Genomic DNA, 23,678 nt, shown 5'->3' with positions numbered 1-23,678 from the left:
CGGTGGAAGGCAAATGCGTCGACAACGCCCCTCGGTACCCGGCAAAGTGGCCGCCCGTGACGACCAGTGAGCTGTGGACCCGCGCGACCGCCGACCGCTACGACGCCGAGGAGACCGAGACGTCCTCGGCCGCCGTTCTCGGACCGACCCTCGCCTTCCTCGCCGAACTCGCCGGAGACGGCCGGGCACTGGAGTTCGCCATCGGGACCGGACGAGTTGGCGTCCCGCTCCGGGAACGCGGCGTGCCGGTAGTGGGCATCGAACTGTCCGAGCACATGGCAGCGGTGCTGCGGCGCAAGATCGACGAGGACACGCTCCCGGTAGTCATCGGGGACATGGCCACCACCGTCGTTCCCGGCGAGTTCACCCTGGTCTATCTCGTCTACAACACCATCACGAACCTGCTCACGCAGGACGAGCAGGTCGAGTGCTTCCGCAACGCCGCACGGCATCTGGAGCCCGGCGGCCGATTCGTCATCGAGCTGGGCGTGCCGCCGCTGCGGTTCCTGCCGCCCGGTCAGGTCGCGGTGCCGTTCGACGTCTCTGAGCAGCATCTCGGCTTCGACACCTTCGACCTGGTCGAGCAGATCCTCGTCTCGCACCACTTCACCCGCGACGGCGACGACGGCCGCTACCGCCGCGACGCATCCCGGCACCGCTACGCCTGGCCGGCAGAGCTCGACCTGATGGCACGGATCGCTGGGCTCGACCTGGAGCGTCGCGTCGCGGACTGGGACGGGGCGCCGTTCACCCAGGACTCCGCGAAGCACATCTCCGTGTGGCGCAAGCCAACCTGAGGTCGGCCACCGGGCCGTCAACGTGAGCCGTGCCCGTCTTGAAACTCCTACCGGGAGTTCAGGCATCGCCAGCGGATCAGCGCGCATCCGAGGGGGCGGAAGGCTGCGTGCATGTCGTCGCGCATCACCAGCGGATCCGCGGGCGGCGGAACCAGTGCGGGTGCCCAACACCACGTCCGGGCGGTTGGATCTCCCTTTAGCTCCCGCATGCGGGAGCCGTCGACGGCCGCCCGGGAGAAGTCCGGGGCGTTCGCGCTGCGAAGCTTGGCCAGGAGGACCCCGTGCAGCCGGGGCCAGACTCCAGCCTCGGTCCACTCAGGCAGGCGGCGCCAGCAGGTCAGATCCGAGCCGAAGCCGAGCTCCTGAGGCAGATGTTCCCAGGCGATCCCCGTGTGCAGGACGAACAGGATGCCCTGGAACACCAGCCGGTCCGGATGCCGCTTGCGCCCGGGGTGCCGGGGCTGCCGCTCCACCTTCGGTAGCAGCGGCTCGATCACAGGGGAACCCACCCGGTGTAGACGCCTGCCATGAAGCGGCGCAGGTTGGCCGCGTCCGCCGCGTCCGCCGCGCCCGCCGGGCTTCCCTGTGCCCATTGCGCACGGAGTAGGACAGTCTGCCGATCGGATGATGCGTGGCGGGTCGCGGATGCGCCTGCCGGGTTTGCTGGGACGATCCCGCCCATGGCATCAAGGACGGGTACTGCCGAGAGTTCTGCGAAAGCGCGAGTTGTCTTGCTGACGCTCTCGGCCGGTCAGTTCCTGATGGCGCTCGACAGCTCGGTCATGAACGTCTCGATCGCGACGGTGGCCGAGGACGTGGGCACGACCGTGACGGGCATCCAGGGCGCGATCACCGCCTACACCCTGGTGATGGCGATGTTCATGATCCCCGGTGGCAAGGTCGGGGCGCTGATCGGCCGCAAACGCGCGTTCCTGATCGGCTGCTGCATCTACGGGGCCGGCTCTCTCACCACGGCGCTCGCACCGAACCTACCGGTGCTCCTGTTCGGCTGGGCGCTCCTCGAAGGCATCGGTGCGGCTCTCATCCTGCCCGCGATCGTGGCGCTGGTGGCCGGGAACTTCGTCCCTGAACGCCGGCCCGCCGCCTACGGACTCGTCGCGGCGGCGGGGGCCGTGGCGATCGGGGTCGGGCCGCTCATCGGCGGTGTCGCGACGACGTACTTCTCGTGGCGGTGGGTGTTCGCCGGTGAGGTGCTGGTGGTGCTCGGCATCCTGGTGCTGGCCCGCCGCATCGCCGACGCCCCGGTCGGCGAACGCCGGCGCGTCGATCTCGTCGGCGCCGTGCTGTCCGCACTCGGGCTCGGGCTCTTCGTCTACGGGGTGCTCCGCTCGGACGAATGGGGCTGGTTCCAGCCCAAGCCCGACGCGCCGTCGTGGCTCGGGATCTCGCTGGTCGTGTGGCTGATGCTGGCAGGTCTGCTGCTGATCTGGCTCTTCCTGCGCTGGGAGGCCCGCCTCGTGGAACGGGGCAGGGACCCGCTCATCGACCCGGCGCTGCTGCAGAACAAGCAGCTCACCGGCGGGCTGACCATGTTCTTCTTCCAGTACCTCGTGCAGATGGGCGTGTTCTTCGTTGTACCGCTCTACCTGTCGGTCGCCCTCGGCCTGTCCGCACTGCAGACCGGCGCCCGCCTCCTGCCGCTGTCGGTGACACTGCTGGCGGCCGCGGTCCTGATCCCGCGCTTCCTCCCGGACGTCTCGCCGCGGCGGGTGGTACGGCTGGGGGTACTCGCCCTGCTCGCGGGCGCGGTGGTCCTGATGGCCGCGCTCGACGCGGATGCCGGTGCGGAAGTCGTCACCGTCCCCCTGCTGCTGATCGGGCTCGGTATGGGTGCGCTGGCGTCCCAGCTCGGGTCGGTCACCGTGTCCGCGGTACCGGAGGAGAAGAGCGCAGAGGTCGGCGGCGTTCAGAACGCCGTCACCAACCTCGGCGCGTCGATCGGTACGGCACTCGCCGGATCGATCATGATCGCCGCGCTCGCCAGTTCCTTCCTGACCAGCGTCGAGCAGAATCCGGCGATCCCGGACAGTGTCAAGAGTCAGGCGACCGTCAAGATCCAAAGTGGCGCACCTTTCCTGTCGGACGCCCAGCTCGAGACGGCCCTCGACGAAGCCGGCATCAGCAGCGAAGTGACCCAGGACGCGCTGGACGCGAACGCCGCAGCACGACTCGACGGCCTCCAGGCCGCCCTCGCCATCCTGGCCTTCGCCGCCCTACTCGCGATGTTCTTCACTCACCGCATCCCGACGACCCAGCCCCGCTCGACACAGCCCTAGACGGCGTGTCAGGTACTCCGGCGGGGAGTGCGCGACGCGACGTATCCAACGATCGGGAATCTGCCGTTCACCTCACCTGCCTCCTCGTGCCGGTCTCCCTGATCACGGTGTGGGTCCACGACATCGTGCCGGACACCGGCCGGTGCGTGTCCACCGTCGTCCCGCACGCCTCGAACCCGGCGATCGAGGCCGCCGCCGTGCACCGCATCACCCAAGCAGCAGCCGATGTCCGGGTCTACGGCGCCCAGGTCACGTCACCTGCTACGAAGATGCATCTTTTGCACCCCGAGCAAGAGCGGGGTCACGATGGTCACATGAGCCTCACTTCTGTGAGAGTGGTGCCGGCCTCGGCTCGGCCCGACCTGCCGTACGGGAGGAAGCGCGGGGGCGGTGCGCGCTGCCATGGTGCTTGACCTGCTTGTCATCGGCTTGGCGGTCACGCTGTTTCCGCTGCCCATCATGGCCTTTGTGCTGGTTGTGTCCTCACCCCGTGGCGTGCGCAAGGGCCTGGCGTTCATCCTCGCCTGGCTGGCGTGCCTCGTCGCCGTGATGGCGGTCGTTCTCCTGCTCACCGACGGGCAGCCGCCCCTGCCCCGTTCGCCCCCGTCGATCGGGGCGCTCGTGGCCACGCTGGTGATCGGTGTCGGCCTGGTCGTGTACAGCGAACACCGGCGCCGCCGCGGCCGTCGTCCGGCGAAAGCCCCGGAGTCCTCTGCGCAAGAGCTGACTACGGCGTCCGGTTCGTCCGTGACCTCGAGGATGGACGACGCCACCGGATGGTCCGCGGCGGGCCTCGCCGTGCTCCTTCAGCCGTGGGGGATGGTCGGCGCCGCTGCCGCCACCGTCGTACAGGCCGATCTCTCCCACCCCGAGTCCTTCCTGGCCCTGACGGCCTTCTGCATCCTGGCGACCTCCACCTTGCTGGTCATGGAGCTGTACATGGTGTTCGCACCCGACAAGGCACAACTCGCCCTGCTGGGCCTGCGTGGATGGCTGGAACGCCACAAGGACCCGGCGATCGTCGTCATCTGTCTCCTCCTGGGCCTGTGGCTCGTCGGCAGGAGCCTCTATCAGCTCACCGGCTGACCCGGCACCGTACGCCGGCGCCGCGGTCGCCCTCGCATCGTCAGCCCGGCCGGCCGTGCGCCGCGCCTCCAGACCGCCGTACGGCAGACGCCTCCGCAGCCGAGTGCTACGGAGGTGTCGTCAGCACTTGAGGCCGGTGGAGGCGGAGGTCGTGGCCTCGTCCAGCTTCAGGATCTGCGGCTGCAGCTTCGCCAGCGCGTCCTGGCCCGTCGTGTCGCCCGGCAGGGCCTCGTACGCCTTCTTCAGGTCCTCGGCAGCGGTCTGGACGGCCGAGCGTTCGGCCTCCTTGAGCTGGCTCGCGTTCTCCTTGACGCTGTTCCAGTCGTCCTGGACGGCCTGGTGGGCTTCCTTCACCTGGTCCTTCGTCGCGGAGGACGGATTGAGCGCCCTGAGCTTGGCGTTGTCGGCCTTGAGCTCGGAGAGGTCCGTGCACAGCTCACTCGCGGCCTTGGTGGCCTCTTCCGAGGGCGAGCTGCTGTCGTCGGAGCAGGCGGTGAGACCGAAGACCGCGGTGGCGCAGAGCACGCCGATCACGGGAAGACGCTTCATCGTGACTCCTCAAGCGAGATGGCGGGGGCGGATCCATACCGAACCCATCACCACATACACACGATCAAGCACCATCCGCACCCGCACTCCCACCGTTCGGCTTCGGCACAGCTCTCCCGCGGCTCGGGTCATTCGCCTCGGGTCCAGGCCGGTTGCGTGTCAGCGCACCGCCTGCAGATGTGCTCTCCGGCGCAGCGCCGGGTGAGTGAATGGGCCACTGCACCACGGCCCAGTCCGCCCACCGGGCCCGTGCCCGACCGGGCGACGGCATGCGCGTCGTCACCGTCACTCCGCCCGGAAAGAGGGTCCACTCCTTCCGCTACCTGGCCGCGGCAGTCGGGGCCTGAGCTCCACGTCCCCAGGCGCTCCTCGTCGGGAAGCAGCCCGAGCATGTCGAGCAGCACCTCGCACTCGGCGGGACTCTCGGCATGCGCGGCCACCGCACGGCGAGCAGCCACACGGTCGGCCGGAGCAGACGCGGACGCGGACAGCACCGCCGGATCGTCGCACGCGAACGGATCCTTCATGAGCCGATGCGACCACACCGGCGACGTGGCGGCACCCTGCCGTGCTCCACTCGCCACGTCAGCGGACCGAGCCGCCTGCGGGAGCGGCTCCTGCCTTCTCCTCGGTGGTGGCGGCGAGTGCGCGTACGACTCCGGCCGCTGACCGGCCAGCGGCCGAAGACGATCGTGCGTCAGCTGGCGACGCCGGTGTCACGCCCGTCCCACAGGACAGGGGCCCGTTCGCCAGTCGGCTTGGCTGCCGTCCGGGCCGGGTGGTGGTCCTGGGCAACTACGACTCGCGGGGCGTGGGCCTGATCCCGCGGGTGGCGGTGCGCAGGGCGAGGGCCATGACCACTTCGAACACGCCGAGCAGGACGAGCCACAGTCCCAGCAGCCGCGTCAGGGCGACGGCGGAATCCACCGGGAAGCAGAGCACAACGATTCCGGCGACGGCGCCGAGGGCGCCCAGGGCGAAGAGCAGGCCGCGGTGCACGAGCGCGCGATCGGCGACCGCGACGTACGCGGTGAGCACCCCCGTCAGCAGCCAGAACACTCCGACGATCAGGGACAGCGCGCCGATCGTCTGCAAGGGGTGCCGCAGGACCAGGACGCCCGCCAGGAACGCCAGTATGGCGATCAGGACGCCCGCCAGTCTGCTGCCGCCCCCGTCATCGCTGTGCGAGAAGGCCGTGACGAAACGGAAGCCACCGGCCACCAGGAGCTGGAGACCGATGATGACGGCAAGGATGTGCAGCGTCTCGTCGGGCCATACGAGCACCAAGATGCCCGGGATCAGGGTCGCAAGGGCCAAGCCGAGCGCCCAATGCCACGAGCCACCGAGCCGCTTGAGGACGTCCTCGGGATCGCTCTGCCTGTGCTGCGGTGCCGCGTCGGGGGATACGGTCATCACGCCTCCCGGGCCGGCCGGAGGCCCTGTAAGGGCCCTCGCAGCCGTCGGATGTGCATTATTTACCTATCAGCCCCATTTTAAGCGGGTGTGGTACGGCGCGCTGGTCCGGGCGGGCGGGCGAGTGCGTGCCCCCATGCGCAGCAGCCGGTGAGGCTCTAGGGTTGAACCGGAGGCATACCAGCGATCATGGAACTCCTCTGCCGTCGTCGCGATGCCCACACTCGGGTGGGACGACACCCTCACATCGGCGCGGCGCGGCGCGGCGCTGCGTACCGCCACCGTCACCCCGGCCGAGGTCGAGCTTTGACACCCGGCGCCGCGGCGCAGACGGCCTCGGCGGGCAGATAAGGGCGCCGTTCCCGTCCTGGGGGACCGCACAGCCAGGCAGGAGTGTGACGATGTCCCGGACCTCGACCACGGCGATGCGCGCGGTACCCCACAGCACCCCTGAGGAACGCGCGACCCACGGCAGAGGGGCCCGGCGCCGCTCGCCGCGGTCGCAGCACGCCGTGTACCGGCCGTCTCCGGACAGGCCCGATCCGCTGGCGATCCTGGAGGCGCAGTCCTCGGCGCGGATACCCGAGCTGGTCCCGATCCGCTACGGCAGGATGTTGGAGTCCCCCTTCCGGTTCTACCGGGGAGCCGCCGCCATCATGGCGTCCGACCTGGCCAGTACCACGGACTCGGGGATCACGGCCCAGCTGTGCGGCGACGCGCACCTGCTGAACTTCCGGCTGCTGGCCTCCCCGGAGCGGCGGCTGATGTTCGACATCAACGACTTCGACGAGACACTGCCAGGCCCCTGGGAGTGGGACGTCAAACGGCTGGCGGCGAGCCTCGTCATCGCCGGGCGGGCGAACGGCTTCGACGATGCCGAGCGTGCGCGCATCGTGAGCAGTGGCGTGCGCTCGTACCGCGAGGCCATGCGCGGTTTCGCCGGCATGGGCAACCTCGACGTCTGGTACGCGAAGATCGACGCGGACCGCCTGGAGGCCCTGACCACCGGTCAGCTCGACGAGGGTGGACGGAAGAAGCTGGCCAGTGCCATGGCGAAGGCCCGCACGCGTGACACCTTGCAGGTCTTCGGAAAGCTCACGGAAATGGTCGAGGGCCGGCCGAGAATCGCGGCGGACCCCCCGCTGCTGGTGCCGATCGCGGACCTCCTGCCGGACGTCGAGCGCAGCGCGCTCGAGGACCAGCTCCGCCGGCTGCTCGCCCGCTACGGCCAGACGTTGGCGACCGACCGGCGGGCTCTCCTGGAGGACTACCGGTTGGTGGACATGGCCCGCAAAGTGGTCGGTGTCGGCAGTGTCGGTACCCGCTCCTGGATCCTGCTGCTGCTCGGCCGTGACGGGCGGGACCCGCTCCTGCTGCAGGCCAAGGAAGCCGATACTTCCGTCCTCGCCGCCCACGTCGGCACAAGCCGGTACCGCAACCAAGGCGAGCGTGTGGTGGCGGGACAGCGGTTGATGCAGGCGGCCAGCGACATCTTCCTCGGCTGGGAACGGCTGGAGGGGATCGACGGCAAGCAGCGCGACTTCTACATCCGCCAGCTACGCGACTGGAAGGGGATCGCCATGCCGGAGACGATGTCGCCCGGGCAGCTGAAGACGTTCGGCGAGGTGTGCGGCATCACCCTTGCCCGTGCGCATGCGCGGTCGGGCGACCGGATCGCGATCGCCGCCTACCTGGGCCGCGCAGAAAGCTTCGACCGGGCGCTGGTCACCTTCGCCGAAGCCTATGCCGACCAGAACGAACGCGACTTCCAAGCCCTGGCCGACGCAGTACGCGCAGGCCGGCTGCCGGCTCAAGAACTACCAGCGGCCTGACAGCTGCGCTGCGGCAGGGGATCGTGTACTCGTGCGGACACTTCGACCAGCGGGACTGCGGGTGCTCACAGTCCTTGGAGAAGATGCCCATGCCGTGAGCGAGCGCCTTCGTTGCCGTGCGGTGCGGGACTCCTTGGGCGCCGATGCCGACCCCATGCCGACTTTGGTGACAGTCCGTCAGGATTCTGGGTAACTTCTGGCGGCCGTGAAGGAGACGGGGCGGGATCCTCAGGCTGGGTGCCGTACTTCCAGAGCTGATGCTGTGGTCGGCTGAGACGCGAGTGGTGGCCGGCCCCGAGCTGAGCGGGACCGGCCGCAGCCGGTACGGCAGCAGGGCCCCCGGTACGGCAGCAGGGCCCGGATCGCGCGTCGCGGTCCGGGCCCTGCTCGTGCGGTGCCGCCGTGCGGCGGCGGTGCGTCAGCCCTGTGCGGTGTCGTCGCCCGCCTGCCCGGTGCCCTCAGCTGCGCCTGCCTTCTCGCGCATCTTGCGCACCAGCTCCGCCTTTTGGTCGGCTGCACCCTGGCGGTCGAGGTTGCGGTGCGGGCCGTTGTTCTGCCGTTCGGCGCGGGACAGCCGCTTGCGCTGGCCGCCGCCCTGGCCCACGGGGTTGTTGATGTTCTTGCTCACGGTCACGGGTTCTCCCGGTAATGATGTGTGAAGTGATCTACGGATTCATCGGTGGGGGACGGGCGGCGACGTCGAAGGACGTCAGCAGGGGCCCATCACGCCCTCACTCGTAAATCGGCCTCTGGAAGAACATGACAAAGACGGTACCTGGTTCCGTCGGCCCCTCACGCCAACCCTTTCGCCGCCCCGGCGTCGGCCCGGCCGGAGCGTGCCCGTGCTCTCTGGGGGCTGGAGCTGAGCGCGGCGTGGACGAGATGAGGCGCTGGCCAGGCCCTCGCTCAGCAGCGTGATGCTGATGAGGCTGCCCGGATCCTGTCCATTTTCGCGCCCAAGCCCTCTACCTCCGAAAAATGCCCCGAAACCCAGTGACAACCGCTTCCGGAACTACTTAAGATCAACTTCGACTTCTGCAAACAGGCAGGTCATGCACATCGGGCGGGCACCACCAGTGTCACCTCGTGTTGGCGCTTCGAAGGGGTACCGCTCATGAAGAACATCGTGCTGATCGGTGGGCACGATGAGACATTCACGCACTTCGGGGACCTGCCGTTGACGTTCACCGTCGTGCAGCTCGAAGGTTCGATCGGGCCGAATCTGCGTGCCCTGACCGATGACATTCGTCCGGTGGGCGACTTCGAGGTGGAAACCGTCGTCGAAGTGGTCGGTGCGATTCTGGCCGACAAGCGCGTGGACCATGTCTTCTCCTTCACCGAGGACGGTCTGCTCCCGACTGCCGTCGCGGCCAGTCGTCTCGGTCTGCCCGGAATGTCAGAGTCCAGTTGTCGGCTGTGCGTGGACAAAAGGATGATGCGCGATCATCTGCGCGGCACCGAGTTCGCCGTCGCCAGTGTGATATGTGCGAACGCGGCAGATGTCCGGGCTTTCCTGCACGAGAATCCGGCCGGCCTCGTCCTGAAGCGGCCCACGGGCTCGGGCAGCGAGGACGTGTTCGTGATCCATGACGAGGACGACCTGGTCAGAGCGGTGAAGGTGCTCGGCGGAGAGCAGTTCTCGATGCTGGCCGAGGAGTATCTCCCCGGCCGTGAAGTCAGCCTCGAAACGCTGACGATCGACGGGCGGCACCGGCTTCTCACGGTCACCGACAAGACGCTCCACCCTGGCGCACTGGCGGAGGCCAGGCACATCGTCACCCCGGACGTCGTGGATTCCGGGACCAGGGAGCGGCTGGCCGAATTCTGCACCCGGCTGCTCACTCTCATCGGCCACGAACACGGCCCCTGCCATATCGAGCTGAAGCTCGACGGGGACCGCATCCGGTTGATCGAGATCAACAATCGGGTCGGCGGTGACTACGTGGGCCTCCTGGCGGAGCTGACCACCGGTGTGAGCATGTTCCGGGAGACCATCCGCTTCTTCGCGGGCGAGCCGGAGCCTACGGGCGCACAGGGCGATTACGAGTTCGCCTCGTCCCACCTCTTCTACGAGCCGGTCGATCCGGACGTCCTGCGGGCGAACCTGGTGGATGTCGATATCCATCGGCTGCACATCGGTGCCGCGGCCCCCGAGCGCCACGGCCCGGTCATCAACGACGACAAGATCGGCTGGGTTGTCTTCGCCGCCCGCGATCGAGCTGCCTTCGACAAGGCCATCGAATACCTGAGGAACGAATTCCTGTAAAGGAATTCATCTGCCCGGACGTGCAGTAGACGCTCCGAGTCGGCGCGCCCTCCTGGTGCTGCGCCGACGCGCACTGAGCACCCTTCCACCCCGGCGTCCGGGCCGTTCTCTGCGAGCCCTCAGGTGGGGTGGGTGTCGTCGTGTCGGAGGGCGGTGCGGACGCCCGTGACGACTACGGCGATCAGGCAGAGGGCGATGACGGTCTCGGCCCACAGGAAGGCGAACCAGTCCAGCACGCAGCCGATCGGGGGTGTGCCGGGAGCGTTGTTGCGGAAGGCCGAGAGGGCGAACAGGGTGGCGGCCATCCAGCCGAGGGCAGCCCATACCAGGCCCTCTGTGCGCGTCGTCACATACCAGGCCCCCAGGAGCACGGACGCCGCCAGCGCCCACATCACGACCATCATGAAGACCGCGAAGACGAGCAGGCTGCCCGATCGGGCCACACCCAGGCCCAGGACAGCCTCCTGCGAGGAGGGCGCGGGTGTCGCGGAGATGGAGAAGAGGGTGTCGTTGTTGGAGAACAGCAACCGCACCGGCACCTGCTTGCCGCCCTGCTCCGCCCAGAACTCGATGTCGGTCTTGTAGGTGTCGAACGGGTAGTCGTTGACCGATCCATCCGTGATCGCAACCTTCACGTCCCTGATCGCGATCCGCTCGTGCGCCTTGAACTCCAGGTCGCCGAGGGTCTGCGCGGAGGTCTGGAGCCTGAGATCGGCCACCGGGGCGGTCCCGTCCTGCTCGCCGAGGTTCCCGCGCGGGGTGACCCGGACCCGTAGTGCCAGCTCTCTGGCCACGGCGTCGACGCGTTGGACGGTGGCCACCACCTCCACCCGGTCGACGGCTTGGGATCCGACCGTGCGGACCGTGTCGATCGCCTGCCGCTCGGTGAACTGCAGCCACGACCCCACGGCCACCGCCACAAAGACCAGCACCGCGATGGGAAGCAGGACCGGCAGCAGCGAGGGCCCGGAGGGGCGCGGGCGACGTGGCTCCCACGTTGGGGCCATGGTGACTCCGAAGAGGTGGGAAGCGGTCTCAGGGAGCGATCTCGAACTCGGGCGCCTCGAGGCCCTTCAGGCATTCGGTCTTCGGCGCGTCCGGGGTCTCGAAGAACGAGACGGCGATCTCCTGGGCGCACTTCGAGGTGGCGAACACCACGTGCGGCTCGTAGGGGATCGTGACGACCTTGGCCTTGCTCAGCGTACGGGCCACGTACGGCCCGTTGGCCGCGCCGGTCTGGGCGTCGAACGCACCCGACAGCGCGAGGGTGGGGATGTCACTGCTCGTGACGTCCCGGACCGAGCGCGCGGCCGGGGGGACGTTCCAGACGTCGCAGTCACCACGGAGGAAGGTGAGCAGCGGAGCCTGGGCCTGCACCGAGCTGGGGAACGACGGGAACTCCTTCTGTCCACCCTGGAGCGCCGCGTCCTTGCTCTCGTACGGCGTCCACGTACTGCAGAAGATTCCGTAGGCCAGACCGTGCGAAGTCAGTCCGATGCCCTTGGGGTTGAGCCTCCAGCCCGCCCACTGCTGGGCGATCCGCTGCGGGTTGCCGTTCGCCAGCTCGTCGATGGAGAGGGGTACGGCCTCCGCCGTGTGGGTGGCGGAGGTCAGCCAGTTCACCAAGGTTCCGCCGTCCAGCACGACCTTCACCGGCTCCTTGCTGTAGGGGAGCGTGACGGTCGTGGTGACCGGCTTGGCCTCGAGGTCCTGGACGAGCTTTTCGAAGGTGGCAGACAGGTTCGGATAGCGCTTGTCGCACGCCGGTTGATCCGCGCATGCCTTGAACAGTCCCTCGACACCCTGCCGGAAGCTGCTCCACGTCTGTGCGGACCCGGAATTGGACGGCGGCAGGATGCCGTCGATGCCCACCGAGCGGAGACCCTCGGGGTGCAGGCGCATGTAGACCAGCGCCAGGTGGGTGCCGTAGGAGATGCCGTACAGGTTCCACTGCTCGATGCCCAACGCGGTGCGCAGGTCGTCGTAGTCGGCAGCGCTCTGGGTGTCGTTGTAGGCACCGAGGTCGACCCCGCGGCCCGCCAGTTCGTCGCGGCAGGCCTTCGTGGCGTCGACGTGCAGGCGTTCGGTGGACGGAGCATCGTAGACGAGGCCGATCACCTGGCCGTTGAACTTGTCGACGTTGGGGCAGAGGAGGGCCGGGTCGGCCGAGTACGTACCGCGCTGGGACATGAGGATCACGTCACGGTCGCGGTTCAGGCCACCGTCGATCGCCATCTTCGCCTCTCCCACCGCGTCGTCTCCGGGTCCGCCCGCGAGCCACACGATGGGGTCGGGTTTCGGTGTGTCGGCTGCGGCCGGCACGATCGCGACACCGAGTTTGATCGTTTTGCTGCTCGGCTTGGCGCGGTTCTCGGGCACGGTGAGCGTTCCGCAGCGGGCCCCCTTCAGCTCCTCGATCGGTTCCGCCGTCCTCGGGCAGGAGCCCGGTTCGAAGCGGGCGTCGCCCACCGTCCGCGCGACCGTGCCGATCGGCGCCCCAGGGCTGGGGCTGGTGCCGGTGCGGGACTGTGCCTGGGCGGGCGCTGTCAGCAGGCCGGTGACGAGGAGACCGGTCGCCATGCCGGCCGACGTGGCCAGGAGCCGTCGTGCGGTGCGCCGACGACGGGGCGCTTGGCGGAGAGTCATCTGCCCTCCCAAGTCATTTCGGGATGATCGTGAACGCTGCGGGCTCGAGATCGTCCACGCAACTGGTGTCGGGCGCGGTCGGGCGAGCGAGGAACGAGGCCAGCACGCTCTGCGCGCACGCCGACTGCGGGACCACCCAGTGGCCGATCCCGGGGACCTGTACGGCAGTCGAGCGGGACAGGTTGCGGGCGACGTCCTTCGCCCAACTCGCTGCGGTCTTCACGTCGAACGTGCCGGAGACGACGAGCGCCGGCACCGAGCTGACCGTGGCCACCCGCTGGACGGAGGCGCGGTCCGGAACGTTCCAGATCCCGCATGCCGGGTACTGGAAGGGAAGTTGCGGCACCTGCGCCAGGACGGTGTCCGGCCACCCGGGGTAGGCCTTCTGTCCTGCCTTCAGCACGTCGGCTTCCGAATACCCCGGAGCCCACTCGCTGCACACCACCGAATTCGTCAGACCGTGCGCGAACTCACCGACCTTTTGGACCGAGCCGGCCGCGCGGGCCTTCGCGAAGCGCTCCGGGTTTCCGTTGCTGAGTTCGTCGAGCGCCGCCGGGATGTCCTTGGGCCGCGGGTTGAAGGCGACGATCAGGTTCAGCAGTGCGCCCCCGTCGAGGACGACCTTGACCGGCTTTCCACCGCTCGGCGGCGGGACGTTCAGGGTCAGTGGCTTCGCCTCCAGCTTGCGCACCTGCTCCGACAACAGTTGGGAGAGGTCCGGGTACCGGTCCTTGCAGGCGGGTTGCGCCGCGCACGCCTCGAAGATGTTGCGGATCCCCTCGGCGGTGCTGCCCCATGTCCACGGCAGAGTCACGACCTGGGGAGGGGTGATCGAGTCGATCGCCACCGCGCGGATGCCCTCGGGGTGCAGGCGCAGGTAGGTGAGGGCCAGGTTGCTGCCGTAGGAGTACCCGTAGACGTTCCACTGGGGGATGTCCAGCGCATTGCGCAGGTCGGCGAAGTCGGCGGCGTTCTCAGTGGTGTTGTAGGCGCTCAGGTCGGTGCCGTCGGCCGTCAGGCGGTCCCGGCAGTCCTTCACCGCTTTCAGGAAGAGCTGTTCTGCCCGCTGCGCGTCGTAGCCCAGGCCGACGGCCTGCTCGTTGAACCGGTCGATCTCCGGACAGGCGAGGTTCGGCTGGTCGTAGAGGTTGCCGCGCTGGGCCATGATGATCAGCTCGCGGTCCTTGTTCAGGCCGGAGTCGACGAGGAACGGGATGTCGTCGAACGTTTCGCCACCGGGGCCGCCCGCCATGAACACCACGGGGTCCGCGGCGGGCTTTGCGGAGGTGGCCGGAATGCGCGCAACGGCCAGCTTGATGGTGCGGCTGCCGGGGCGGGAGCGGTTCTCGGCGACCTCGAGGAAGCCGCACTTCGCGTCGCTCAGCGCCTTGATCGGCTCGGGCGGCTCCGGACAGGCGCCCGGCACGAACCGGGGGGCCGCCGGACTGGGCTGCCCGGCGGGCTGGGCGGGTGCTGACGCGGCGCTGCTGGGTGTGGGGCCGAATGCCGCCAGGCAGACCAGAGCCACCCCTGCAGTCACCGCGGGGACGCCGTGCTTGGGCATGTGATCTCGTTCCTCTGCCGACATCGGCGGCGGCCCTGCCGGGCCAGGCCGCAGCGTTTGGGCGGAACGCGCGTCTTCGACGCTACCGGGTCGCTGCCGTGCGCGCACCCGGAGTGGTCGCGACCCGTGACCAGGGCCGTTGACGGCCGTCCCCGGCCGTCCCCGGCCGTCCGTCCAGGGCCGTCTTCCGTCCCTGTGCGCGTCCTCGGACCGCCCGGTAGCGTTGATTCAAGTGGAGAATGAAGGCGGTGTCCCGTGAATCGGATTGCGTCGTTGTGCGCCGCCGGGGGCGCCATGGTCGTGGTGGTACTGGCCGGTGTCGCAGGGCCGCAGGCATACGCGACCGGCGAGGACCGCGAGAAGCGCAGCGCAGATGTTCTCCAGAAGCTGGTGCCTTCTTCTGATGGCCCGGGCTGTGCGGCAGCTGTCGGCATTCGGGGAAGCGTTGTCTGGGAGGCGGGGAGGGGAAAAGCCGATCTGACGACCGGGCGCGCCATCACCTCGAAGACCGTCTTCGACATGGCATCCAACTCCAAGCAATTCACCGCGGACGCCGTCCTCTTGTTGGCCGGACGAGACCAACTCGCGCTGACCGACCCCCTGTCCGATTTCCTCGACGACCCGCCCGCCTGGACGCGGGACGTCACCCTGGGCGACCTGATGCGTCACACCAGCGGCATCACCGACTACCAGGATCTGCTGGAGGCCAAGGGCATCGAGCTGACGGATCCGGCCGGCCAGGAGGAAGCGATCGCGGCCATCCTCGCCTCAAAGCCGGAGGATTCGCCGGGCAAGCGATTCTCCTACTCCAACTCCAACTACGTCCTCCTGGCACAGGTCGCCGAGAGGGTCACCGGCAAGCCGTTCCCGACCTTCGTCCAACAGGAGTTCTTCACCCCGCTGCACCTGCGCATGACTCTGTCCCCGGCGGTGGACGTTCCCGGCAAGGCAAAGTCGTACGACGACAAGGACGGCTCCTTCACTCCCAATTCCTCCCCCTGGAAGCAGTACGGAGACGGGTCCGTACAAACCACCCCTGGGGAATTCGTCCGCTGGGCCGACAATTACCGCACTGGCCGCATCGGTGGAACCGAGCTGCTCGCCGGGGTCACGGAGGGAGCGGTGAGTGTGGGCGACGTCCTGCGCCCGCGTGGCATCGAAGAAGGGCGGTACGGGGCCGGAATCCTCCTTCTCCCCGACAAGAGCCTGGTACATCGCGGCGACTGGGAGGGGTTTCACAGCACCTTCAAGGTGAGTCCGGACCGTAACACTGCCGTCACCGTCGTGTGCAACGTGGATTCACCCGATCATTTCCGTGCGGCAAACCAACTGCTGGACATCTGGAGCAAATGACGGCATGTGCATCATTCCGCTCGTCCTCACAGCGTCCACCGTGAGGGTGTGTGTCGACCGTTACCGCGCATGATCGTCCGGTGTCACATCGCGTAATGAGCGTTTAGTACCGTCGGGGCACGCGTCGATCAACAGAGAGGTCATCCGGTGCCCCCACAGGACTCGTCGACGGCCGTCTCCCAGGTGCGGACGGTCTGCTCGTACTGCGGTGTGGGCTGCGGCATGCTCCTTGACGTCGCCGCCGGACCCGACGGCCGCCGTAAGGTCCTCAAGGCATCGGGCGACAAGGCCCACCCCGCCAACTTCGGCCGGCTGTGCACCAAGGGCGCGACGACGGCCGACATGCTCGCCGCCCCGGGACGGCTGACCAGCGCACTGGTGCGTTCGGAGCGTGGGGCCGAGCCGATACCCGTCGGTGTCGACGAGACGATCTCCACCACGGCCCTGCGGCTGCGGGCGGTCATCGACGAGTACGGGCCCGACGCCGTCGCGTTCTACGTCTCCGGGCAGATGAGCCTCGAAGCCCAGTACCTGGCCAACAAGCTCGCGAAGGGTTTCGTCCGCACCAACCAGATCGAGTCCAACTCCCGGCTGTGCATGGCCAGCGCCGGCAGCGGCTACAAGCTCTCCCTCGGCGCCGACGGCCCGCCCGGTTCGTACCAGGACTTCGAGAAGGCGGACGTCTTCTTCGTCGTCGGCTCCAACATGGCCGACTGCCACCCCGTCCTGTTCCTGCGGCTGATGGAGCGGGTGAAGGCGGGGGCCAAGCTGATCGTCGTCGACCCGCGGCGCAGCGCCACCGCCGACAAGGCCGATCTCTTCCTGCAGATCAAGCCGGGCACCGACCTGGCCCTGCTCAACGGACTGCTGCACCTGCTGGTGGAGAACGGTCGCACGGACGCCGTCTTCATCGCGGAGCGCACCGAAGGCTGGGAGGCGATGCCGGAGTTCCTCGCCGACTACCCGCCCGCGACGGTTGCCGAGATCACCGGCATCCCGGAAGCGGACATCCGGCGGGCCGCGGAGTGGATCGGCGCGGCGGGGGAGTGGATGAGCTGCTGGACCATGGGGCTCAACCAGTCCACCCACGGCACCTGGAACACCAACGCCCTGATCAATCTCCACCTGGCCACCGGCGCGATCTGCCGCCCGGGCAGCGGCCCGTTCTCCCTCACCGGCCAGCCCAACGCCATGGGCGGCCGCGAGATGGGCTACATGGGCCCCGGCCTGCCTGGACAGAGGTCGGTGCTCGTGGACGAGGACCGTGCCTTCGTCGAGGAACTGTGGGGACTGGAGCCCGGCGCCGTACGCGCGGACGGATCCGGCAAGGGCACCGTCGAGATGTTCCAGCGCATGGCGGACGGCGAGATCAAGGCGTGCTGGATCATCTGCACCAACCCGGTCGCCTCGGTCGCCAACCGCAGGACCGTCATCGAGGCGCTGGAGACGGCCGAACTCGTCATCACCCAGGACGTGTTCGCCGACACCGAGACGAACGCCTACGCCGATGTCGTGCTCCCCGGCGCCCTGTGGACCGAGACCGAGGGCGTACTGATCAACAGCGAACGCAACCTCACCCTCGCCCAGGCCGCCGTGGACCCGCCGGGAGAGGCGCTCGCGGACTGGCGGATCATCGCGCGCATCGCCTGCGAGATGGGCTACGCCCACGCCTTCTCGTACGACAGCGCCGAGGAGATCTTCGAGGAGATCAAGCGCGCGGCGAACCCCAGGACCGGATACGACCTGCGCGGTGTGACGTACGAGCGGCTTCGCGAGACGCCCGTCCAGTGGCCCGCCGCGACCGCCGACGGACCGGACCGCAACCCCATCCGCTACCTGGGCGAGGACGGGGGCCCGGTGTTCCCCACCGCGAGCGGACGAGCCGTCTTCTTCTCCCGCCCGCACATCCCCGCCGCCGAAATGCCCGACGACGACTACCCGTTCGTCCTCAACACCGGGCGGCTCCAGCACCAGTGGCACACCCTCACCAAGACCGGGAAGGTCCCCGCACTCAACAAGCTCAACCCGGCTCCCTTCGTCGAGGTCCACCCGCAGGACGCGGAGCGGCTCGGGATCGCGGAAGGCGACTCGGTGGAAGTCGCCTCCCGGCGCGGCCGCGCCGTACTGCCGGCCGTCGTCACCGACCGGGTGCGCCCGGGCTGCTGCTTCGCGCCGTTCCACTGGAACGACCTGTTCGGCGAGTACCTGAGCATCAACGCGGTGACCAGCGACGCCGTCGACCCCATCTCCTTCCAGCCCGAGTTCAAAGTGTGCGCGGTGACCCTGGCGAAGGTCGCCACGCCGGTGACCGTGGCTCCGGCACCCGTGACTGCCCCCGCCCCCGGCCAGGAGCCGGCCGCGATCGTGCCGACGGCCGTCCACCCTGGTGCGGCAGCCGTACTCGGGCTGCGGAGCACACCGCCGCCCGTGCTTACCGAGCACGAACGCCAGTACCTGGTCGGATTCCTCGCCGGGCTGGAATCGGGCGCTCCCGGCGTCCCCGTCCTGCCGGCCGGTGCGCCGTTCAGGGAGGAGCACGCGCGCTGGGTGAACGGGGTGCTCGCAGGCCTGTACTCCCGAGCCCCGCAGGCCGCAGCGGAAACCACGGCGGGCGCCATGGCGGGGGCCACGGCCCCGGGCCGTGAGGTCGTCGTGCTGTGGGCCTCGCAGACGGGCAACGCCGAGGAGTTCGCCGCGGCCGCTGCCGAGCGGCTGTCCGCGGCGGGGCACCGTGCCGCGCTCGTGGGCATGGCGGACGCGGAGCTGACGTCCCTTCCGCCTGCCGCCGATCTGCTGCTGGTCACCAGCACGTTCGGCGACGGCGACGCCCCTGACAACGGCTCCGCGTTCTGGGAAGCCCTCACGGCTGCCGACACCCCGCGCCTGAACGGCCGGCGCTATTCCGTGCTCGCCTTCGGCGACTCCGCGTACGAGGACTTCTGCGGCCACGGACGACGCCTGGACCAGCGCTTGGACGAGCTGGGGGCCGTACGTCTCGCTCCGCGCACGGACTGCGAACCGGACTACGAGCCCTCTGCCCACGCCTGGCTGGAACAGGTCCTCACCCATCTCTCCGAGCAGCCGGCGAAGGACGCGGCCCCCGCCCCTGTCCCTGCCCCTGCCCCTGTCCCTGCCCATGCTGTCGCACCCGCCCGCGCCTCGAAGCCGGCCCTGGCCACCGCACTGCTGACGGGGAACCGCCTGCTCAGCCTTCCGGGGGCGGGCAAGGAGGTCCGCCGGTTCACCTTCGACACCAGGGACAGCGGCACTCCGCTCGTCTACGAAGCCGGCGACGCCCTTGGCGTGCACCCCGTCAACTGCCCCGACCTCGTGACCGAATGGCTGGCCGTCACCGGAGTCGACCCTGCCGAAACCGTCGAGGTCGCCGGGATCGGCGGGGTCGGCCTGGCCGACGCCCTGCACCGGCACCTGGACATCACAAAACTCACCCCCGCACTGCTCGGCTTCATCAACGAACGCACCGGCGACCGCGAACTGAAGAAGCTGCTGCGCCCCGACAACAAGGGCGAGCTCGCCCGCTGGTCCTGGGGCCGCCAGGCCGTTGACGTCATCGCCGAGCACCCGGTCCGCGCCACCGCGCAGGAGTGGGCGACCGTACTCAAGCGCCTCCAGCCCCGCCTCTACTCCATATCCTCCAGCCCGCTCACCGACCCCCACCAGGTGTCGCTGACGGTCTCCGTCGTCCGGTACGGGAACGTCCACGGACGCCCCCGCAAGGGCGTGTGCTCGCCCTTCCTCGCCGATGCCGCGCCCGACGCCGCGGTCCCGGTCTTCGTCCAGCGCTCCCCCCACTTCAAGCCTCCGGCGGACCCCGGGACGCCGGTGGTGATGGTCGGCCCGGGGACGGGGGTGGCTCCCTTCATCGGCTTCCTCGAAGAACGCCGGGCCCGCGGCCACCGGGCCCCCAACTGGCTCTTCTTCGGCGAACAGCACCGCGCCACGGACTTCTACTACGAGGACGAACTCACCGCCTTCCTCAGCGACGGCACCCTCACGCGGCTCGACACCGCCTTCTCGCGCGACCAGCGCGCCAAAATCTACGTCCAGGACCGGATACGCGAACGCGGTCCCCAGCTCTGGTCCTGGCTCCAGGAAGGCGCACACTTCTACGTCTGCGGCGATGCCGCGCGGATGGCCAAGGACGTCGACCGGGCCCTGCGCGACATCGCCGTCACCCAGGGCGGCCTCGACGAGGACGCGGCAGCCCTGTACGTCAAGCAACTCGGCGCCGACAAGCGGTACGTTCGCGACGTCTACTGATCCGCCGAGGTGGTTTCCCCGAGCGCGTGGTGCGGGGATACAGTCCGGCCAGGGGCGGATCGGGACCAGGGGAGGGGCCGACATGCTGGAGATCGTGGCGCTCAGCGCGCTGACCGCATTCCTCACTTCGGTGGGCAACGGTGCGGCCGGCGAGATGGGCAAGCAACTGCTGCTGTCGACCGGCGCATTGGCGAGAAGAGTCACGGGACGGGAGACCCCGTTGCCCACCAGCCGGGAGGGCTGGGAGTCGCTGGCCGGTCACGTACACGCCCGCCTGGGTGACGATCCGCGGCAGGCGGACGAGTGGTCGCTGCTCGTCCGGAGCTTTCCGGAGCACGCGGCGGAACTTCCCTCCGGGAACGGACTTCCCCCTGCTACGCGCCACTTCACCGACCGCAAGGGTGTCGTCAAGCAACTGAGGCGAGAGGCGACACGCCCCGCCGCGGGTCGGCCGCGCGTCGCCCTGCTGTACGGCCCTCCGGGGATCGGCACCACCGCGGTGGCCCTGCACCTCGGCGCGACCTGCCACGCCCGGTTCCCCGACGGACAGTTCTACGTCGACCTCCGCGCCGACTCCGGGGAGCTCGGCCCGGCTCCGGCAGCCGTTCTGCAGCGCCTTCTCCGGCAGATGGGCGTCGCGTCCGACCGGATACCGCCGACCGAGGCGGGCCGGGAACAGCTCTACCGGCGTCTCACCGCCGGCCGCCGGGCGATGGTGGTGATCGACCACGCGTCCTCGGTCGCACAGGTCCGAGGTCTCATCCCGGCCACCCCCGAGGTCTTTCTGCTGGTGATCGTGTCCGGCTCGCCTTTCGTTCTGGAAGCCGAGCCCGTCCCCGTCCCCCGGCTGAGCGACCGGGACGCGCTGAAGATGATGAGAAAGGTCGCCGGCCGGGAGAGGATCGCGCTTGCCAAGTCGCAGATGCCGGACGTGCTGGCCCACTGCGCGGGCAACGCCTTCGCCCTGAGGACGACGGCGATGCGCCTGCTGGCCGAGGGCCCGGAGCTGGACCTCCCGGCCCTGGTGACCGAGGGGTCAGGGAGCGATCCGGTACGGGCCACGGCACGGATCGGGTGCCGCCAGGTCCCGCCGGAGACGGCTCGGCTCTGCCGGTTGACTGCCCTGGGCGGCTGGCCGTCCGTCACTGCCCGCCTCGCCGCGGCCGCCGCGGGCGCCGCCGAGGAAGAGGCCGCCGGCATGCTGGCCGAAGCGGCCGACGCCCAATTGCTGGAGCCCCTGCCCGACGAGCGCTACCGGTTCCGACCCGAGGTGCGTCGCTATCTGGCGGACACGGCGGGACCGGAGCACGGGATCCCCGAGTGTTCCGCAGCCGTCGCCCGGACCCTCGACGCCCTGCTGAACAGGGCGCTGCACGCGGCCCACGCGGCTCTGCCCCAGAGCTGGCGGACCGAGCCGGCGCCCGCCCAGGGGGAGGCGTACCGCGACGAAGCGCAGGGCGTGGCAGCGTTGGCGGCCGAGGCGGGCAACCTGGTCCGTGCCGTGTTCGTCGCCCGCGAGTACCAGCACACCACCACCGCACTGCGCCTGGGACGTGCCCTCTGGCCCCTCCAGCTCAAGGCGGGCCACTGGGACGAAGTGCTGCCCGCACTCCGTGTCGCGGCCCGCTGCGCCGAAGAACACCAGCCCGGGTCCCGCATCGCGGGAGCGCTGCACTTCCAGCTCGCCCACTGCCTGGGCGAACTGGGACGCTGGGAAGAGGCGGACCGGGAGGCGGAGGCCGCCGCCAGGGCCGAGCGCGAGGCCGGTCACCTACGCGGTGAGGCATCCTCCGTGGAGCTGCAAGGTCTGCTGCACCTGCACCGCTGGTCGTACGAGACGGCACACGAGCGGTTCGTCGAGGCGGAAGCCGTCTACGGCAGGATCGCGCCCGGTCAGGAAGGCGCAGACGACCTCCCTCGTGCCTTCGCCCTGTCCCGGCGCCACCGGGGACGCGCCCTGCGCGGGATGGGCCGGCTCGACGAGTCACGCCGCCTGCTGGAGACCGTGACGGACTTCTTCGGGCAGCGGGGAGAGGCGTACAACCAGGCCCGCGCCCTCACGGACCTGGCCGAGACCCTGCACGACGCGGGCGAGAACACCGAGGCGCTGACGAAGATCGCGGCGGCCGAACGCCTGCTCACGCCGGCCGCGACCCCGCACCTCGGGTACCTGGCTGCCCTACGACTGCGCTGTGAGGTCGCCGGGTAGCACCGGCTCTACCGCCACCGGATGCACGCCACCGGCCGTGTGCATCCGGAGCGTGGTCCCGGCTGGAGGCACCCTGCCCCTGACAGCGAGCCATGCGGCCAGCGAGGACGCGTACGCCGCCGGGTCGGCGTCCGCTCCCGGGCTTGCTGACAACCGGAACACGCCGTGCTCCCGGGTCCGGACGGTGCACGTGTGCGGCCCGGTCACGTAGGCGGCGACCGCACAGTGCGGATACCGGCGCAGCACCTCCGCGGTCCACACCTCCGGACCGCCCAGGCGGGGATCGTCCGGCTGCCCTTCACGCGTGATCACGTCGGCCGAGTCCAGGACGCTGGGGTCCAGGGTGTCCTCGTGCACGGCGAGATGCGTGTGGCCGCCGGCCCCGTAGGGGTGCGCCGTGGAACGTTCGATCACCACGTCCGACGCCTGGACCCGGGTCCGCACGCGCAGAGGCGCCGTACGCCGCGGCGGATCGTAAGCCGGCAGGGGCAGCGGCTCCAGCAGCGCGGGGGTCTCGGGCTCCGCGAGGTCCATCAACGTGTAGAAGTGCTGCCGCAGGAGGGTTGCCGAGGCGCCCGGAGCCGAGGTGGTGAACTCCGCCGGCCCGGCGAGCGGACGGTGATCGGTCAGCACCCGTTCGACCTGCTCCCGCAGGGGGCCGTGCGGATCGAGTCGCGGTGCGTCGCGTACGAACGACGCGAGCGGCGCCTCGGGATCCAGCCTGTCCTGAGCGGCGGCCGCCAGCATCACGGGGAGGCCCAGAGCTGCGGCGTAGTAGGAGACCGCGCCGAAGTCGCCCAGAACGACGTCTGCGGCCAGGAGGGCCTGCCTCCAGGCGTGCACGGGGTCGATCAAGGTCAGCCCGCTGCGGCGGGCCCGGTCCAGCCAGGCACGTATCTGACCCGGACCGTGCCCGTACCAGACGTTCGGGTGCAGGACGGCCGCCAGGCGGTAGTCGTCCGCCGGCAACTCGGCGGTGAGACGGGGAAGCAGACTCGGCAGGACATCCCGACCGCCGCCGTTCCCGAAGAAGCCCTCCGGGTTCCAGGTGGAGTTCAGTACGACGAGCCGCTGGCCACGGCGTACGCCCAGGGCGCGACGGAACCGTTCACGGTACGGGCGGGCCGCCAGCATGCGGTCGAAGCAAGGGTCGCCGGCGAGTACGGCTGCTTTTTCGGCTTCGGGGCACACGCGGCGCAGCCGCTCCAGCTGCTCCGGGTGGGAGAGCACGAGACCGTCCACAAACGGCTCGCCATCGGCCAGCAGCCACTCCGGCGAGAGGCCGAACGTCGGCTCCCGGCTCCCGGCTCCCGGCTCCCGGCTCCCGGCTCCCGGCTCCCGGCTCCCGGCTCCCGGCTCCCGGCTCCCGGCTCCCGGCTCCCGGC

Annotated in this window: 15 protein-coding genes and 1 pseudogene; 8 read left to right on the top strand and 8 right to left on the bottom strand. The window is 69.6% G+C overall.

Going from position 1 to position 23,678, the window contains the following annotated elements:
- Positions 1-56: 56 nt before the first annotated feature.
- Positions 57-797 carry a class I SAM-dependent methyltransferase gene (locus AB0D94_RS20560; RefSeq protein WP_362053700.1) on the top strand — a complete coding sequence of 247 codons (741 nt, stop codon included), beginning with the start codon at positions 57-59 and terminating at the stop codon, positions 795-797.
- A gap of 191 nt (positions 798-988) precedes the next feature.
- Here AB0D94_RS20560 and AB0D94_RS20555 read toward each other — a convergent pair.
- Positions 989-1,306, bottom strand: a pseudogene (locus AB0D94_RS20555) (transposase); the annotation flags it as partial.
- A 171-nt stretch (positions 1,307-1,477) separates the two neighbouring features.
- Here AB0D94_RS20555 and AB0D94_RS20550 point away from each other — a divergent pair.
- Positions 1,478-3,094 carry an MFS transporter gene (locus AB0D94_RS20550; protein WP_362053697.1) on the top strand — a complete coding sequence of 539 codons (1,617 nt, stop codon included), beginning with the start codon at positions 1,478-1,480 and terminating at the stop codon, positions 3,092-3,094.
- A gap of 402 nt (positions 3,095-3,496) precedes the next feature.
- Positions 3,497-4,180: a GAP family protein gene (locus AB0D94_RS20545; protein WP_362053694.1), complete on the top strand. Its 684-nt coding sequence runs from the start codon at positions 3,497-3,499 to the stop codon at positions 4,178-4,180.
- Positions 4,181-4,300: 120 nt separating this feature from the next.
- Here AB0D94_RS20545 and AB0D94_RS20540 read toward each other — a convergent pair whose 3' ends face one another.
- Entirely contained in the window at positions 4,301-4,729 is a 429-nt protein-coding gene (locus AB0D94_RS20540) for a hypothetical protein (RefSeq protein ID WP_362053691.1), read from the bottom strand.
- A gap of 795 nt (positions 4,730-5,524) precedes the next feature.
- Positions 5,525-6,142 carry a DUF308 domain-containing protein gene (locus AB0D94_RS20535; protein ID WP_362053688.1) on the bottom strand — a complete coding sequence of 206 codons (618 nt, stop codon included), beginning with the start codon at positions 6,140-6,142 and terminating at the stop codon, positions 5,525-5,527.
- 401 nt (positions 6,143-6,543) lie between these two features.
- On the opposite strand from AB0D94_RS20535, the gene AB0D94_RS20530 reads away from it, so the two are divergent.
- Entirely contained in the window at positions 6,544-7,974 is a 1,431-nt protein-coding gene (locus AB0D94_RS20530) for a DUF2252 domain-containing protein (protein WP_362053685.1), read from the top strand.
- Positions 7,975-8,392: 418 nt separating this feature from the next.
- Here AB0D94_RS20530 and AB0D94_RS20525 read toward each other — a convergent pair whose 3' ends face one another.
- A complete protein-coding gene (locus tag AB0D94_RS20525) occupies positions 8,393-8,608 on the bottom strand; it encodes a DUF6243 family protein (RefSeq protein WP_362053682.1) in 216 nt (71 codons plus the stop codon).
- A 480-nt stretch (positions 8,609-9,088) separates the two neighbouring features.
- Here AB0D94_RS20525 and AB0D94_RS20520 point away from each other — a divergent pair, with 480 nt between their 5' ends.
- Positions 9,089-10,240, top strand: coding sequence for an ATP-grasp domain-containing protein (locus tag AB0D94_RS20520; protein WP_362053679.1), 1,152 nt, complete (start codon positions 9,089-9,091; stop codon positions 10,238-10,240).
- 119 nt (positions 10,241-10,359) lie between these two features.
- On the opposite strand, the gene AB0D94_RS20515 is transcribed toward AB0D94_RS20520, so the two are convergent.
- The 3 genes from AB0D94_RS20515 to AB0D94_RS20505 are packed head-to-tail and all read right to left on the bottom strand — an operon-like array spanning position 10,360 to position 14,450.
- The gene (locus AB0D94_RS20515; protein ID WP_362053676.1) at positions 10,360-11,247 is read right to left on the bottom strand and encodes a DUF4436 family protein; all 888 of its coding nucleotides are present in this window, start codon (positions 11,245-11,247) and stop codon (positions 10,360-10,362) included.
- Positions 11,248-11,275: 28 nt separating this feature from the next.
- Positions 11,276-12,886 (bottom strand): alpha/beta hydrolase, encoded by a 1,611-nt coding sequence (locus AB0D94_RS20510; RefSeq protein WP_362053673.1) that lies wholly within the window; start codon positions 12,884-12,886, stop codon positions 11,276-11,278.
- A gap of 13 nt (positions 12,887-12,899) precedes the next feature.
- Complete coding sequence (locus tag AB0D94_RS20505) at positions 12,900-14,450, bottom strand: alpha/beta fold hydrolase (protein WP_362053670.1); 1,551 nt, start codon at positions 14,448-14,450, stop codon at positions 12,900-12,902.
- Between the two features lie 255 nt (positions 14,451-14,705).
- On the opposite strand from AB0D94_RS20505, the gene AB0D94_RS20500 reads away from it, so the two are divergent.
- From AB0D94_RS20500 to AB0D94_RS20490, 3 genes are all read left to right on the top strand, one after another.
- Positions 14,706-15,803: a serine hydrolase domain-containing protein gene (locus tag AB0D94_RS20500; RefSeq protein WP_362053667.1), complete on the top strand. Its 1,098-nt coding sequence runs from the start codon at positions 14,706-14,708 to the stop codon at positions 15,801-15,803.
- Between the two features lie 183 nt (positions 15,804-15,986).
- Positions 15,987-20,084 carry a molybdopterin-dependent oxidoreductase gene (locus tag AB0D94_RS20495; RefSeq protein ID WP_362053899.1) on the top strand — a complete coding sequence of 1,366 codons (4,098 nt, stop codon included), beginning with the start codon at positions 15,987-15,989 and terminating at the stop codon, positions 20,082-20,084.
- A gap of 82 nt (positions 20,085-20,166) precedes the next feature.
- On the top strand, positions 20,167-22,293 hold the full coding sequence (locus tag AB0D94_RS20490) for an ATP-binding protein (RefSeq protein WP_362053664.1): 2,127 nt from the start codon (positions 20,167-20,169) through the stop codon (positions 22,291-22,293).
- On the opposite strand, the gene AB0D94_RS20485 is transcribed toward AB0D94_RS20490, so the two are convergent.
- A partial coding sequence (locus AB0D94_RS20485; protein ID WP_362053659.1) for a hypothetical protein occupies positions 22,264-23,678 on the bottom strand: 1,415 nt, incomplete at its 5' end. The two genes, AB0D94_RS20490 and AB0D94_RS20485, sit on opposite strands and share 30 nt — an antisense overlap.

The organism is Streptomyces sp. NPDC048255 (assembly GCF_040652415.1).
GTDB lineage: Bacteria > Actinomycetota > Actinomycetes > Streptomycetales > Streptomycetaceae > Streptomyces.
Note: the sequence above shows the minus strand (reverse complement) of the source record. Positions and strands in the feature narration are given on the sequence as shown.

Excerpts from the sequence above, each read along its gene's own strand:
- AB0D94_RS20550 (WP_362053697.1), top strand. The coding sequence starts at position 1,478 with ATGGCATCAAGGACGGGTACTGCCGAGAGTTCTGCGAAAGCGCGAGTT.
- AB0D94_RS20545 (WP_362053694.1), top strand. The coding sequence starts at position 3,497 with ATGGTGCTTGACCTGCTTGTCATCGGCTTGGCGGTCACGCTGTTTCCG.
- AB0D94_RS20540 (WP_362053691.1), bottom strand. The coding sequence starts at position 4,729 with ATGAAGCGTCTTCCCGTGATCGGCGTGCTCTGCGCCACCGCGGTCTTC.
- AB0D94_RS20535 (WP_362053688.1), bottom strand. The coding sequence starts at position 6,142 with ATGACCGTATCCCCCGACGCGGCACCGCAGCACAGGCAGAGCGATCCC.
- AB0D94_RS20530 (WP_362053685.1), top strand. The coding sequence starts at position 6,544 with ATGTCCCGGACCTCGACCACGGCGATGCGCGCGGTACCCCACAGCACC.
- AB0D94_RS20520 (WP_362053679.1), top strand. The coding sequence starts at position 9,089 with ATGAAGAACATCGTGCTGATCGGTGGGCACGATGAGACATTCACGCAC.
- AB0D94_RS20515 (WP_362053676.1), bottom strand. The coding sequence starts at position 11,247 with ATGGCCCCAACGTGGGAGCCACGTCGCCCGCGCCCCTCCGGGCCCTCG.
- AB0D94_RS20510 (WP_362053673.1), bottom strand. The coding sequence starts at position 12,886 with ATGACTCTCCGCCAAGCGCCCCGTCGTCGGCGCACCGCACGACGGCTC.
- AB0D94_RS20505 (WP_362053670.1), bottom strand. The coding sequence starts at position 14,450 with ATGCCCAAGCACGGCGTCCCCGCGGTGACTGCAGGGGTGGCTCTGGTC.
- AB0D94_RS20490 (WP_362053664.1), top strand. The coding sequence starts at position 20,167 with ATGCTGGAGATCGTGGCGCTCAGCGCGCTGACCGCATTCCTCACTTCG.